16 protein-coding genes are annotated in these 13425 nt (G+C 45.8%); 14 read left to right on the top strand and 2 right to left on the bottom strand.

The window, feature by feature from the left end:
• Positions 1-7: 7 nt before the first annotated feature.
• The 13 genes from HKI82_RS08890 to HKI82_RS08830 all read left to right on the top strand — a co-directional run bounded on the left by HKI82_RS08890 (position 8) and on the right by HKI82_RS08830 (position 10123).
• Entirely contained in the window at positions 8-355 is a 348-nt protein-coding gene (locus tag HKI82_RS08890) for a dTDP-glucose pyrophosphorylase (RefSeq protein ID WP_171137860.1), read from the top strand.
• Positions 352-1221: a baseplate assembly protein gene (locus HKI82_RS08885; RefSeq protein ID WP_171137788.1), complete on the top strand. Its 870-nt coding sequence runs from the start codon at positions 352-354 to the stop codon at positions 1219-1221. The genes HKI82_RS08890 and HKI82_RS08885 overlap by 4 nt, the downstream gene beginning before the upstream one ends.
• Positions 1221-1868, top strand: a complete 648-nt coding sequence (locus HKI82_RS08880; RefSeq protein WP_042483718.1) for a phage tail protein I — start codon at positions 1221-1223, stop codon at positions 1866-1868. Before HKI82_RS08885 ends, HKI82_RS08880 begins: the two co-directional genes overlap by 1 nt.
• Positions 1865-3001 carry a phage tail-collar fiber domain-containing protein gene (locus tag HKI82_RS20500; protein WP_240956683.1) on the top strand — a complete coding sequence of 379 codons (1137 nt, stop codon included), beginning with the start codon at positions 1865-1867 and terminating at the stop codon, positions 2999-3001. The genes HKI82_RS08880 and HKI82_RS20500 overlap by 4 nt, the downstream gene beginning before the upstream one ends.
• A complete protein-coding gene (locus tag HKI82_RS08870) occupies positions 2994-3734 on the top strand; it encodes a hypothetical protein (RefSeq protein WP_171137787.1) in 741 nt (246 codons plus the stop codon). The genes HKI82_RS20500 and HKI82_RS08870 overlap by 8 nt, the downstream gene beginning before the upstream one ends.
• Positions 3727-4176: an enoyl-CoA hydratase gene (locus HKI82_RS08865; RefSeq protein ID WP_171137786.1), complete on the top strand. Its 450-nt coding sequence runs from the start codon at positions 3727-3729 to the stop codon at positions 4174-4176. The genes HKI82_RS08870 and HKI82_RS08865 overlap by 8 nt, the downstream gene beginning before the upstream one ends.
• Positions 4177-4260: 84 nt before the next feature.
• Positions 4261-5421, top strand: a complete 1161-nt coding sequence (locus tag HKI82_RS08860; protein WP_158125261.1) for a phage tail sheath C-terminal domain-containing protein — start codon at positions 4261-4263, stop codon at positions 5419-5421.
• Between the two features lie 9 nt (positions 5422-5430).
• Positions 5431-5943 (top strand): phage major tail tube protein, encoded by a 513-nt coding sequence (locus HKI82_RS08855; protein ID WP_171137785.1) that lies wholly within the window; start codon positions 5431-5433, stop codon positions 5941-5943.
• 8 nt (positions 5944-5951) lie between these two features.
• Positions 5952-6308 carry a phage tail assembly protein gene (locus HKI82_RS08850; RefSeq protein WP_042483706.1) on the top strand — a complete coding sequence of 119 codons (357 nt, stop codon included), beginning with the start codon at positions 5952-5954 and terminating at the stop codon, positions 6306-6308.
• A 76-nt stretch (positions 6309-6384) separates the two neighbouring features.
• On the top strand, positions 6385-8514 hold the full coding sequence (locus HKI82_RS08845) for a phage tail tape measure protein (RefSeq protein WP_171137784.1): 2130 nt from the start codon (positions 6385-6387) through the stop codon (positions 8512-8514).
• 9 nt (positions 8515-8523) lie between these two features.
• Positions 8524-8916, top strand: coding sequence for a phage tail protein (locus HKI82_RS08840; protein ID WP_020432407.1), 393 nt, complete (start codon positions 8524-8526; stop codon positions 8914-8916).
• A gap of 2 nt (positions 8917-8918) precedes the next feature.
• On the top strand, positions 8919-9125 hold the full coding sequence (locus HKI82_RS08835) for a tail protein X (protein WP_020432406.1): 207 nt from the start codon (positions 8919-8921) through the stop codon (positions 9123-9125).
• A complete protein-coding gene (locus tag HKI82_RS08830) occupies positions 9116-10123 on the top strand; it encodes a contractile injection system protein, VgrG/Pvc8 family (RefSeq protein ID WP_171137783.1) in 1008 nt (335 codons plus the stop codon). The genes HKI82_RS08835 and HKI82_RS08830 overlap by 10 nt, the downstream gene beginning before the upstream one ends.
• On the opposite strand, the gene HKI82_RS08825 is transcribed toward HKI82_RS08830, so the two are convergent.
• Together HKI82_RS08825 and HKI82_RS08820 are read right to left on the bottom strand one after the other, a co-directional pair.
• On the bottom strand, positions 10115-11764 hold the full coding sequence (locus HKI82_RS08825; protein ID WP_171137782.1) for a KAP family P-loop NTPase fold protein: 1650 nt from the start codon (positions 11762-11764) through the stop codon (positions 10115-10117). The genes HKI82_RS08830 and HKI82_RS08825 overlap by 9 nt on opposite strands.
• 351 nt (positions 11765-12115) lie before the next feature.
• Positions 12116-12922 (bottom strand): helix-turn-helix domain-containing protein, encoded by an 807-nt coding sequence (locus tag HKI82_RS08820; RefSeq protein WP_171137781.1) that lies wholly within the window; start codon positions 12920-12922, stop codon positions 12116-12118.
• A gap of 134 nt (positions 12923-13056) precedes the next feature.
• On the opposite strand from HKI82_RS08820, the gene HKI82_RS08815 reads away from it, so the two are divergent.
• Entirely contained in the window at positions 13057-13248 is a 192-nt protein-coding gene (locus HKI82_RS08815; RefSeq protein ID WP_042483690.1) for a hypothetical protein, read from the top strand.
• Positions 13249-13425 lie beyond the last annotated feature (177 nt).

Here is a 13425-nt window from a genome sequence, read left to right as displayed (position 1 = left end):
GTGAATGATGGCAACAGGAATTAATGAAAATACCGGCTTACTGATAACCGATGCGGCAGAACGTAAGCAACGTCTGAATCGTTGCTTTAAAACTCGCAGAGGTTCTTTACCGCTTAACCGTGCCTATGGTTCAAACTTGCCGGACAGAGTGGATAGAAATATCACGCCCGATTTAGCTATCGATATTTATGCCGACGTGGCTGACGCTATCGCTCACCCTCCAAACGGATTCACTGACGAGCTAAAACTAGTGAAAACATGGCTAGAGTACGGAGAAAATCAAGTGACGTTATCTGTGGAAGTTGAGCTACTTTTTGACGGCTCCATAGAAGAGATTTCGGGGTTAAGCTTGTGAACCAGATTGAAATATCACAACTACCGCCACCTGAAATTGTACAGCAGTTGGATGCGTCTATTCCTCGTGACCGCATGTTAGCTCGTTTTGCTGAGCTTATGGATACCAATGTACCTAAAGCGGGGGATCCGCTGTACTTCGCTTTTTCGGCAATGGGGGAAGAAGTTACCCGAGCTCGCCAAGAGTTCCAGGATATTTCATTGGAAAACATGGTGGCTTACGCGACAGGCAACAACTTACAACGCTTAGCCGACTGGCGCCCAGTCGAGAAATTCGATACCGAAACGGATGATGAGTTTCGCCGTCGAGTTCAAATGGCTCCAGAAAGCTTCTCAACAGCAGGTCCGGATGGAGCTTATATTTTCCATGCTTTAGCTGCAGATGAAGATGTTCAGGATGCATACCCTGATAGCCCAGACGGTTTCATCGTCGATTTATACATACTTAGCAGAACGGGTGATGGCACTGCACCACAAGCTTTGCTTGATAAGGTAAACGGCTATGTTAGCAAGGACAACCTAAGACCGTTGAACGATAAGTTGACGGTTAAATCCGCAGTCATTAAACCTTATGTGATTGAAGTTGAGCTTACGTTGCCGAATGGACCAGGTGAAAGTGAAACGATCACCCAAGCAACCAAACGACTACAGAGTTTAGTGACTGAGACACACGTTCTTGGTGGGCAAGTCTCTCTGTCTTTGATTAATGCAGCAGCCCACGTTCAAAGTGAAGGCTCAGATTCCAATGTGAGTTTTCAGCCTGTCATCGATGTCAATATTCTTCAACCTGCAGCTTCAGTGTTGTGCGCAATGACAGAGGCGCCTTACTGCACAGACATCATCGTTACTCAGGCAGGTGCTGTGTAATGGCATCGGTATTCGTTAGCAAGCTGCCTCCATCTGCTTCAAAGATGGAACGAGTCATGGAGCAAGTGTTCTGGGAAGAATTGGCTCTTATTGAACGCGACATTCGCAACTTTTACGACCCATATCAGTGCCGAGTCGATTTACTCCCGTATTTAGCCTGGGAAATGAGCGTTGACTATTGGGATGAGAATTGGAGCGAGCAAACCAAGCGCGATGTTATTGCGGCTTCTAACCCTATTCACACCACAAAAGGGACTCGTTACGCTCTGGATAAAAGCATCGAATCTATTCGAGATGATGGTTTGAGCGTCACAGAATGGTTTGATGACGAAGCGAACTTAGCCCCCGGTTTTTTCCGAGTTAACTTGGAGGCTCGCAATTCCGACATCGATGAAAACACGGTACCGCAAATCTATACGGCAGTTAATAACGCCAAAAATACACGCTCTCACTTAGAGAGTATTTCTATTACCAGTCAAATCCAGAATCCTATCAATATTGGTGTATTGAGCCGAATGGGCTTAGCGATTCGCTCTGGCCCATGGCGAACCGAAAACATTGTTAGCTCAGTAAACGTTGAGCATGTCAGTTTTGTTCGCCTTGGTATGATCATTCGATCTGGCGCATTACCCTTGGAGTTAGAATGAGTATTCCAGAATCTGCGCTGAACTATGGTTCAATTCTCACCTTGCTCGGTGAAAATGCAGAAGTTAACGGGAAGCTGAATAATAAGTCGATTACCTTTACTCATATTGCGATTGGTGATGGTAACGACCAGTATGTTCAACCTTCTCGAACTCAAACGACATTGGTCAATGAAATTACTCGCATCCCAGTTACGGGGATGGAGAAAATTGAACCAGCAGAAGAGGGCGGTATCCCTCAGTTAAAAGTTTGGGCAAAAATTCCAGATAATATCGTTGATGTCGCTGTGCGGGAGTTTGCTGCGATTGCGGTTTATGATGGCAATTCTTACCTCCACGCCGTTGGTAACTCGGTTCGTATTCCAATTCTGTCCGGTGTTAACAATGGCGGAGAAGTGAATGATATCTACATCGAGATGACGTTCGCTGTTACATCACTCGATCCTATTATCATGATTGACCCAACGATCGTGACGGCAACACGTAAATATGTGGATGACAAAGACAAAGCGCACGTTGATGCTCCAGACCCCCACACCCAATACCTAACCCGCGCAGACTTCTTAAAACACATGCTCTTCAAAGGCATGCCAATGTCAGCTGTGGGACCAGACCCAGACCCAGATTTCTGGTTACCCGCTGGTCGTGTCGAACTACTGCGAGCAGATTACCAAACCGTATTCGAAATCGTCAGCGCGTCCGATTTCTTTACAGACCAGGCAACCATTGATGCAGACCCACGCGCCTACGCAGGCCACTGGGGAACGGGCGACGGTGCAACCACCTTCACCACCGACGACTGGGCATTGATGATGAACATCAAAGTCGCAGGTGGTTATGGTGCCGCGGGTTCGACGAAAAAAGATCATATTGAGAATATTACCGGTAAGCTTACAAGTACTTCGGGAAATGAAGGAATGGTATTTAACTCTCCTGGTCAAGTAGCTGCTGTTGGTGCGTTAGCACTTGAAGATACAGTAACATCAACGATCGGTGGAAACCTCAACAATACCGCTTCTAACACGCTGTCATTTGATGCTTCAAAATCTGCACGGACAGATACCTTCACAGATACCATGGGCCTCTTCCTAGACCACTACCGTGTAATCCCGAAAGGAGTATTCAGCTATGCTTAGACATCACTTTAGCTCAGTTTCTGGCGAATACATCAAATCACAAAAACTGGCTCAGAAAGTCGGCTTCACCACTTCAAAGCCATTGCCTGAGATTGAACTGGATGAAAATGAATACTTTGCCATGCTCGATGCTGACGGCAAGGTGCAATACTGGCCTGACGATACAGAATGCTACTGGCAGATAAAAACACGCTTTGAGAAAGTTACCGCATACAGCAAAGAAACCAAAGAATCAAAACAGTTCGACGATAAAACACTGGTGACGGATGACTATACACTCAAACAGCCAGCATCCAGTTACCACACATGGAACGCTGAACAAGGCGACTGGGAACTCACCGCCACCGCAGCGGCTGAGCAACTGGCAGACACATTAAAAGCGTCAAAAGCCAGCATCGACAACACATCGTCGACAATCGCCCAGCAGTGGACACGATTCTCAGAAGAGTATCTGGAGCGTGAGGCGCAGGCGATAGCGTTCAAAGAAGCAGGCTACACAGGCGAGTGTGGTAACTACATCACCATGTACTCAACGCGAGCGAACAAAACCGAGCAGGAAGCAACAGACATCATCCTGCAACAGGCCGACGGTTTACGCGCATTGCAAGAGCAGCTTGCCAGTGAACGTATGCGTAAATACGAGTTAGATGCCTGCGAGACAGTGGAAGCCATCACCGCACTCACAACCGAAATCTGCAACAACCTGAAAGCCATTGGTGATAGCTATGAGTAAAGTCTGCTTAGCGTTCTACAAAGGACGCAAAAAAGTCACCAACGTAAAAACCGCGCTGTTTCGATTTACCGACTGGCTGACACGCACCTCCACCAAAGGCGAGTTCTCCCACGTTGAACTCGTCATACACTATGATGACATGGGTTACGACTGTTACTCATCATCCAGCCGTGACGGTGGAGTACGTTGCAAGCGCATCAATGTCGAGACAGATAACTGGGTACTCGTCCCCATTAATGCCGATGTCCTGCAAATCAAACGCTATTACGATGAAACCAAACATCAAAAGTACGACCTGCTAGGCGCAATAGCCTCAACAATCCCATTCATCCAACTCAAGAACCGACAGTTCTGCAGTGAATGGTGCTTCAACGCAATCAAGCAAGGCAGCAAAGCAGGCTGGCGGTTTAGTCCGAATGATTTGTTTGAGATGTTTAAATAACCCCTCCTTTTCACGTCTTTAACCCATAAACTTAAGAAAACAGTGCCGCTGAAGGTGAGTTTCTAACAACAAAGGAACTACACCATGACCTTTAAACATGGCATCTTTGGAGTAACCGACAACAGTGGTGTGCGACCAATGCAAATGGCCGACACGTCTTTTGCTGTTGTTGTGGGGACCGCTCCAGACGCAGATGCAGAAACTTATCCTCTAAACAAACCCGTTCTTGTGGCAGGTAACATTCACAAAATCGCTAAGCTCGATATGGTGGGTAACAACGCTGGCACTCTGCCGGATGCACTCGAAGCAGTCTACGACCAAAAGCGCTGTGCTATTGCGATTATCCGTGTTGAAGAAGGCGTGGATGCCGCAGCTACCATCCTCAATATCATTGGCGGTGTTGACCCAGTAACGGGGGCAAAGTCAGGCATTGAAGCCATTCTTGATGTGCAATCTATTACGGGTAAACGTCCTCGTTTATTGCATGTGCCTGATTTCTTAAAAGAGCAAGCAGTGCTGACCAAGTTACTACCTATCGCCACTCGATTGCGCTGCAAAGTGTTTGGAGAATGTCCGGGAACCACTTACGAAGAAGCGGTGGCTTATCGTCAGTTGTGGGGTGACAAACGTTTAGAGTTATTCTGGCCACGCATGAAAAATGCGGAAGGTCGTTTGGTTCCGATGAGCTCGTACATGCTCGGTTTGGAAATCCAAAAAGACCAGGACCCGAACTACGGCTACAGCGCCTCAATCTCCAACCTAAAAATCAACGGTACCTTGGGTACTGAAATTCCAATTGATTATGCAGATGGTGATACCAACTGCATGGCGCATTTACTGAATGAAAACCAAATCACCACTGTGATTCTCGATGACGGCTACCGTTCTTGGGGCAACTTGAGCTGTAGTGATGATCCTAAATGGCAGTTCAACTCGCATGTGCGTGTCAACGATATGATCCTAGACATGATCACAACCAGCCTGAAATGGGCGCGTGACCGTAAAATCCTGCGCACTTTTGTAGAAGATGTAACGGATTCCGTGCAGCAAGGTTTGGATGGTGAAACCCGAGCAGGGCATCTATACGGTGCAACCGCTTGGGCCGACCCTGATTTAAACCCGCCGGAATCCATCATTGCGGGTAATTTCTATCTGGATTACGACTTCACTCCTCCTGGTATCGCTCAAAACATCACGGTCACCAGCCACTTCATTAACGATTACGCCGACGTAATCTTCGAGTAAGGAATTCCCATGGAACGCAGACCACCAAAAGTGCTCGCCGATTATGCCTGGTATCAGGACGGCGTTGGCCTACTTGGCTTAGTGTCAAAAGTAAAACTGCCAGCGTTAAACCGTGCAGTTGAAGAATACATAGCTGGCGGTATGGCTGGCTCAATCAAAATCGATATGGCAGCTGTTGAACCAGAAGATATCGAAATCACCATTGCAGAACTGAATGCAGAAACCATTGCTATGTATGGTTTAACCAATGGCTTTGAAAAGCCGTTTGTTTTCCGTTCCGCGCTGCAAGGTCAAAATGGTGTTGAAAGCTTTACCGTTAAAGCAACAGGTCGAGTTTACGGCTTGGATATGGGTGAGATTGAACGTAAAAAACTCTCTGAGATGAACTGCAAAATCACCTGGAACACTTATACCATTCTTTCTAACGGCGTTGAGCTAGTACACATCGATATTCTTGGCGGTATCGAGCGCGTAGGTGGCGTAGACCTGCGCGCTGGTATCAACAAAGCATTGGGTATTTAGGAGTAACCATGTATCAACCAATTAAAATCGCCTTGCAGGTACCACAGAAGCTCGATGGTCAGGAACAAACCGTTTTAACCATGCGACCACCGACAACCAACGATGTCATTCTGGCGCAGAAGAACAGCCGCTTGGCTCATAACGGTGAATTTTATGATGATAACGCAGAGCATGAAGCGCACTTGTTTGCCAACCTGACGAACACGACCCGCGAGTTCATTGGTAGCTTAGCGCAATATGATTACCTGCAACTGCAAAAGGCGTATGACTGTTTTTTGCTGCCGATCCAGCAGTATGTCGCCAAGTCTGCATTGCTATTTCCAAGTTCTGCGGTGGAGTCTCCTTCGAAGAGCTCCGACGATTAACCATAGCGGAGTTATACGACTGGCTCACTGATTGTAAAACAGTGAGCCAGCTGCAAGACGAAAAAGAGGACTAACAATGGCAGACAACAAAGCATCTGTCGGGATTGGTGTAGAAGCTCGGGTTGACAGGTCTGTCTCCCGAGCTTTTGACGATCTAGAGCGCCAGAATCAGCGTCTGGGCAAAAGCAATCAACGACTAAAAAACGAGACCACTAAGCTCGGTAGAGAAAATCAACGCACGGGCAGAACCGTTACTCGTACTGGTAATGGCTTCATCAATGCGGGTAAGAAGGTTCGCAAATACACCCAAGACATTGGTTCCGCAATTAAGAAGAGCGATCTCATGCGGCGCAGTGTCGAAAAGATGGATGAAGGCCTTGATAGCATCGGCAACAAGTGGACTGCACTAGCGACGGGCGCTGCAGGGACAGGTTCAGCCGTTGCGGTTATGGGCTTAGAAGAACGCTATGAACGCTTAGGTATTCAGGCGGGCAAAACCAAAGATGAAATGGCGACGCTGCGAGCCGAGATGTTTGCCACTTCTCAGCAAGCAGATGTTCGTGTAGACCAAAGCGAAATGCTTTCTGCTGTCGAAAAGATTGTAGAGAAGACCGGTGATCTCAAGTTCGCTCAGGACAACATGGCCAACATCGGTCGCGTTATGCAAGCCACTGGTGCTACAGGTGTCGATGTCGGTGAAATGTTCGCAGACATGTCGCAGAAGTTCGGGTTGAAGAATAGCGAAGATGTACTGTCCGCTATCGATACTTTAGTCGTCCAAGGTAAAGCCGGTGCATTCACATTGCAGAACTTAGCTGCTGAAGGTGCTTCTGTATCTGCAGCTTATGCTGCCATGGGAAGAACAGGGCCAAAAGCCGTTCAAGAAATGGGTGCCATGCTGCAGATCTCCCGCATGGGTTCTGGCTCTGCAGCTGAAGCGGCCAGTGCGATGGAATCTGTTCTGGCAGACATCACTTCCAACTATGAAGACATCGAGAAGCTTGGCATCGAAGTCTTTGATGAAGAAGCACTAGCGCGAGGAGAAAAGAAATTCCGCGATCTGCCTTCAATCGTCAAAGAGATCATGGAAGCTACAAACTCCGACATTACCGAATACAGCCAACTGTTTGGTGATGAAGCCATGCGCTTTATGAAAGTGCTCTCTAGTGAGGACGGAAAAGCCTCGTTCGATTCTTTCTTGTCTATCAGTGGCGATGGTACCGCGGTTCTGCAGGATTCTGCTCGAGCAGCTCAAACCGCGAACGCAGCCATGATGACATTGAAAACCGCATGGATGAGCTTCGCCGATGAAAAACTGGCAGAGCCGATCGCAGACCTTGCCGATGCAATCAACAGCATCGAACCTGAAAACCTCAATAAGGCATTAACCGGTGCAACAGCATTAGCGGGAACACTTGGCGCTGTATGGGCAGGGCGCAAAGCTTACAAAATGGGCAAAAGCGTAGTTGATTTTGTACGAGGCCCCAAAGGAGGAGGAGCAAATGTACCAGGCTTACCAAGTGGTGAAGTGTCTAATGTTTATGTCACCAACATGCCGGCAGGCGGCTTTGGCGGAGGAATGGAAGGGGGAAGTGCGCGCAAGCGCGGTAAACCACGAACTCGTTCTATGCCTGGCAGAACGCTCGGTAAGCTTGGAGGTTTAACTCGTAAGTTGCCTTATATCGGCGCAGCTCTGGGAGCTCTCGATATTGGCTCAACACTGATGAATGATTCACTCTCAAGCAAAGAGAAATCTCAGCAGGTAGGTGGAACCGTAGGAAGCATGGGTGGCGCTATGGCTGGCGCGTCTCTTGGAGCTGCAATGGGTTCGTTTGTGCCTGTTATTGGTACCGCTATCGGCGGTATAGCAGGTGCATTAATTGGTGGTATGGGTGGCGATTCACTAGGTAGTTGGATTGGTGGTCTGTTCGGTTCAGATAGATCCAAACCCGGTGACGCAGTGAAAAAAGGTAATGCGCAAAGTGCTCTCCAATTAACTCAAACAGCAAATAGCACGGCAAGAACGCTCAACAGTTCGTCCAATAGCAACGCACCGGCACAGATAAACTTCAACCCTGTTTTCCATGTTCAAGGCAACGCCAGCGATGAACAAATCGATAAGCTAGAGAAGATGGTTGTACGAGTGGCCAAGCAGATGGAAAAACTGAATGTGGGCGGTCGCAATGTACGCTTTGCAGATTCATAAGGAGAACCCATGGCAGATGTAATGATGGCACTGGGTGAATATCGCTTCAGTATCGATACCGCCGCTCTGCAAAGCATTAGTGAAACCTACGCTTGGCGCTGGGCTGATAAGAATTTGGCTGGTCGAAAACCCCGCTCACAATTCATCGGTGGTGACTTGGCCACACTGCGTTTTGAAGGAACCATTTATCCGCATTTCAGAGGTGGCTTAGGGCAAACCGATAAGATGAAAGCGGAAGGAGACAAAGGCAAGCCGCTGCGCATGATTGATGGTTTAGGTCGAGACTGGGGCTTATGGACAATGCGAACGCTGGAAGTGAACAAAACCAAACTCTTCACCAAAGGTGTGGCGCGAAAAATCGAATTCACCATCGAGATCAAAGAGTATCCAGATAAGGAATAGCCATGACCAAGTACATCACAAAAGAAGGTGACCAAATCGATGACATCGCATACCGCTATTACGACGGTATGCCAGGAGCATATGAAGCCGTACTAAAAGCCAACCGAGGGCTTTCGGCATTGCCACATCCATTAGCGGCTGGCGTAGAAATAGAACTGCCTGCTCTCGAGCAACCGGCACAAGAAGAAGAGATCAGCTTATGGGATTGAACAACTACAAGATCGTCGCTAACGGCAAAGACATAACCGCAACTATTCGCGATTTCTTTGTTCGTCTGGTCATCAACGATGCCGCGGGTATCGATAGCGATAGCTTTGAACTGGTACTGGCCGACGATGGCAAAATAGCGTTCCCACGCAATGAAGCCACCATGCAAATCTACACAGGGAAAGATGATAAACACTTGGTGTTCAGGGGCAGTTACACCGTTAACTCAGTAAAACTGCGCAGTCCTGAAAAACAAATTGTGCTCTCTGGCGATGCTGCGAACCTAGGCGGCAGTTTTAAAACTCAACGTGATTACACCTGGCAAACCACTACACTGAAAACGCTGGTTGAAACGGTGGCACAACGTAATGGCTTAGCGCCTTCAGTCTCTAATGAATACGCCACTACCACAATTGAACACTACATTCAGGCAGGCCAAAGCGATGCCGATTTAGTGACAGAACTGGCAACCGAGCATGGCGCCACCATGAAAGTGGCCAATAAAAAACTCGTCTTTTTTCCTCGTGGAGATAACCAAAGCGTAAGCGGTAAAACCTTACCTGCGGTAGCAGTGCATTTAACCGATGAGACGGAAGCAGAAATCACTCTGGAAGGAACAGGAAAGTTTCAGGCGGTAGAAGCGTACTGGCAAGCCGTAGCTGAAGGGCAAAAACAAGCGGTGCGGGTTGGGGAAAATACTGGAAAAGTGAAGAAGCTCAGCAAGGTGTACCCAACACAGGCGGCAGCTAAAGCCGCTGCTCAGTCTGCTTTGTATCGAGAGCAGTGTGGTGATTACAAACTCACCTTAGATGAAATGCCGTTTGTCTCTGGCATACAGGCCGAGCGCAACATTCTGCTTTCCGGACACACCAGAAAAGAGTTCAACACCTACTGGATGTGCCAAAGCGTAAGAGAAGTATTGGATGAGAATGGGCATGTGTTGAGTGGTGAGTTTGTTATCCCCAAACAGGATGTTGGGGATATACCGAGGTTAGTTTGATTGCGTTGAATCGAGCGATGAAGATAGCTCGACTAAAGATTGATATAAACTAATGTTTCTAGATAAAGGCTCTCCTTTAAGAACTTTCAATAGACTAATGCTTCCCCAGATTTTCCCATGACTATACCTTGGTGCAGAACTGGTTGACTCTCTTTTCGACTGCTCAAGATAGTTGGTAATAGTATTAGCTATATTAGGAGGGGAAATTCGTAAAGCTTCGGTTGATAAAGTTAAGAAATCGTGGAAAGAGCACTTGTAGAAACCACTCTGGAATCCATGAGATATGTGAGTGAAGTGTTTATCGTTGGCAATTGGTTCTTTAGGGTCAATAAATAAATACAAGTACTCGTTTCTTAGTTTTAACTGTTTAAATAAACTGTCCGCACTCCGCTCTGTTGAACGTTCATGAAATAATTCTTCGTATAGTAACTCGTTATAAAATGTAACGTATTTTTCTTTTAAGCATAATAGGATAACGAGAAACGGGATATTCAACACAATGTCTTCTCTCATTGAGCTAATGATTGCAATTAGTCGGTGAGTTGTTTGTATTGCTTGTCTCGGGCTTAAATCAAAGCATTCGTAAATGGCTATTATTGTCTGAAATTTTGCTATTTCATCGTTACTTTCAAGATTCGTAGGGGTGTCTATGGTTTTTGGCCATATCTTTATATTGTGGCTAACAAAGTATTCATTGGTAAGTTTATGCATATCGCAATGCGTGTTTAAAAAACTATTAAAAGTCGGTTTTTGTAGTGTGTTCCGACTATTAAAGAACCTCCCCAAATACGTTCTGGCATCAAACCCGTCACCATAAATTGCTTTCACGGCATGCTGAAGTTGTTCGGTATCTGTACCAACTACAAACACTACGCCTGGTATATCGAAAATGTGCTTTATGGTTTCTAGCATTTCTACAGCATAACTTGGTCGGCAGCGGTCGAGTTCGTCAATAAAGATAAATGCGGGATAGTTTTTTTCCTTTAATCCCTTAACAGCTTCAATCCACTGTTCTACAGAAGTTTTAAGACTGGAAATAGCTTCACTTTTCGCATCATGCTCATCTAAAAGGTACTGCACCATTTTAGAAGCTGCTGCTCCCATATCGATTTCTTTGCCTTCCTCGTCAGTTATCTTCTCACCTACGTCACCTTCATCAGAAGCTTCCATTATTGCTACTGGGTCTATGCCCAAATAACGTTTTGCCAATGCGCCAGCAGCGCTTGGTAGGGCAGCTTTAAGTAAGCCGATAGCTTTACGTGGTACTTTAAACTTAGGATCGTCTGTACTTTTACCTGCTTGTTCCCTGAGTTGCTTAATCATAGAAGATATAACGGTCATCAATGGGTCATCTGAATAATCCTGTTTCCAGGCATCAACATACACAACAGGGTAGTGTTGTTTTAAATCGTGATACCAACGTTTGAGGAAGTAAGTTTTACCGGAACCCCATTCAGAGTTAAGGTTGAGAACATAGTTCTTCTTTTGCTCACCTTCGGGTTTAGTTTCATCGAAGCCTTGACCAGCAAGGAAACCAGTTAAGAACTGAGCGTATTTAGCTCGGTCGAGCTTATCTGCAGGGCAGTGTTCACCAAGAACTTCAATATCTTCATCCCACTGCAACTCTATTGTTTGTATCATAGCCAACCTCATTTGATTTATGGATTGAGCATGGCGTTTTTATTCAATTCGTTCAATAACATGATACTGCCTTATTACGATAATGTGTTCTGGCTCATTCAGAATGGTTAGTAATACTCGACATTTTACTGATGGTTGTTATTTGTGATGTCGGTTCAATTCGTGACATTGAATCCACAACCGAAATAATGTCTTGATTTCATATTTCCAGTTAAAGATACTGTATGTGTATACAGTAGTTTTCGGAGTGATGATGGAACAGGTTCGAGATACAGAAAAAGAAACGCCAGAGCAGATGGTACTTGCTCTGGCGTTGGAAAAGTTAGCTTGTATTGCTCGTTCTAAAGAGTTTCAGTCCTTGAGTACATCAAAAGAGGTTTCTATGGCTGAAGATATTTCTTCTTCAGATAAACCAAGCTTCTCCGCTTGACGGTAAACAGCAGTAATAACACGAGCCTTTTGGTCACTATCAAGATTTTGTTTCGTTTCTTTTTCACACTGATCAACCAGCTTCACAACCGAGCGCATTAGTGACACTGATATTGGGGTGCTATGACTCGTCTCTGGTTCATACTCTAGTGATTCTTTTGGAGCGGACTGTATCCAGTTTTCCAAACGGTAATCCGGATGATGAAGAAGTGCATATGTTCCAAGCTCGCCCCGAGCTATTTTTTTCAAAATATTACTAGGTAAGTTTGGAGTTGAGTAAGTATCTCTTTCGTTTTGATGATGGTTCAACATCCAAGCAAGCTTTTCACTTCCCTGCCCAACGAGCACTTCACACAAAGTGTAATCAATCCATTTACCTTTAAACTCATACTGAGCTGGTTGAGTTAGCACTAAGACTGTTTGCTCTGATAAAGAACACACACAGACTTGCCAGTTCTCGTCTGTCAGCATGGTATTCACGTAAACAACAAAGTCTTCTGCACTTTGAAGATAAGTTACGTTAAAGGGCTTCCCTTTACCTGATAGCAGCCAGTTTAGGTTTACGTTCTCTGCTCTGCAGATTGCCTGAAGAAACTCCGGACCAGGGATTCGTCCCCCTGAAAAAATGTGTGAAATTGAGGCGCTAGTAAACCCTAGGCTTTTCCCCCACGGCGTTTGTTTACGGTCATCCAACACATTATTGAGACGTTCCTCAAAAGAAAAGTCCATATATTTACCTTCCTCGGCTTGTAATGCTCCAAAAATGGATCTACTATCTGTTTTGAAAGTTATCAAGATAACTATTTGGATTATTTTGTTAGCGTTTGATTCAATTAGTTAGTTTAACACAAGCAGGAGACACTATGGATATCAAATCAAACCCAAGTGCAAGTTTGATTGCTACTCGTGACTTGCATTTAAGAACTCGTATAGAGCGTTTGGCAACGTTAGATTCGCGCAAGTTGGCACAAATGACTCGTATTCTTTTGACTAAAGCCGTGGGAGACAAAGAAAAGGAATTAGGTTTACCACCAATTGAAGAGGAGGCTGCATAACTTAAACAAGTTTGAATCAAGGTAAGTGTAAACAGTTTTATCTCGTCGGCGTATTTGTAGTTATGGACGAATAATCACAGAGAAACTTATTTATGAAATTTCAAATTGATAGCTCTAAAAAAGAAAAACCGCTTACCAACGGCAATCAGTAAGCGGCCAGAGGTCTGTTAAAACAGT

Source organism: Vibrio plantisponsor, assembly GCF_013041605.1.
GTDB lineage: Bacteria > Pseudomonadota > Gammaproteobacteria > Enterobacterales > Vibrionaceae > Vibrio > Vibrio plantisponsor.
Note: the sequence above shows the minus strand (reverse complement) of the source record. Positions and strands in the feature narration are given on the sequence as shown.

Coding starts and splice junctions, on each gene's coding strand:
- HKI82_RS08870 (WP_171137787.1), top strand. CDS start 2,994: ATGCTTAGACATCACTTTAGCTCAGTTTCTGGCGAATACATCAAATCA.
- HKI82_RS08815 (WP_042483690.1), top strand. CDS start 13,057: ATGGATATCAAATCAAACCCAAGTGCAAGTTTGATTGCTACTCGTGAC.
- HKI82_RS08850 (WP_042483706.1), top strand. CDS start 5,952: ATGTATCAACCAATTAAAATCGCCTTGCAGGTACCACAGAAGCTCGAT.
- HKI82_RS08860 (WP_158125261.1), top strand. CDS start 4,261: ATGACCTTTAAACATGGCATCTTTGGAGTAACCGACAACAGTGGTGTG.
- HKI82_RS08865 (WP_171137786.1), top strand. CDS start 3,727: ATGAGTAAAGTCTGCTTAGCGTTCTACAAAGGACGCAAAAAAGTCACC.
- HKI82_RS08835 (WP_020432406.1), top strand. CDS start 8,919: ATGACCAAGTACATCACAAAAGAAGGTGACCAAATCGATGACATCGCA.
- HKI82_RS08820 (WP_171137781.1), bottom strand. CDS start 12,922: ATGGACTTTTCTTTTGAGGAACGTCTCAATAATGTGTTGGATGACCGT.
- HKI82_RS08890 (WP_171137860.1), top strand. CDS start 8: ATGGCAACAGGAATTAATGAAAATACCGGCTTACTGATAACCGATGCG.
- HKI82_RS08830 (WP_171137783.1), top strand. CDS start 9,116: ATGGGATTGAACAACTACAAGATCGTCGCTAACGGCAAAGACATAACC.
- HKI82_RS08825 (WP_171137782.1), bottom strand. CDS start 11,764: ATGATACAAACAATAGAGTTGCAGTGGGATGAAGATATTGAAGTTCTT.
- HKI82_RS08845 (WP_171137784.1), top strand. CDS start 6,385: ATGGCAGACAACAAAGCATCTGTCGGGATTGGTGTAGAAGCTCGGGTT.
- HKI82_RS08855 (WP_171137785.1), top strand. CDS start 5,431: ATGGAACGCAGACCACCAAAAGTGCTCGCCGATTATGCCTGGTATCAG.
- HKI82_RS08880 (WP_042483718.1), top strand. CDS start 1,221: ATGGCATCGGTATTCGTTAGCAAGCTGCCTCCATCTGCTTCAAAGATG.
- HKI82_RS08840 (WP_020432407.1), top strand. CDS start 8,524: ATGGCAGATGTAATGATGGCACTGGGTGAATATCGCTTCAGTATCGAT.
- HKI82_RS20500 (WP_240956683.1), top strand. CDS start 1,865: ATGAGTATTCCAGAATCTGCGCTGAACTATGGTTCAATTCTCACCTTG.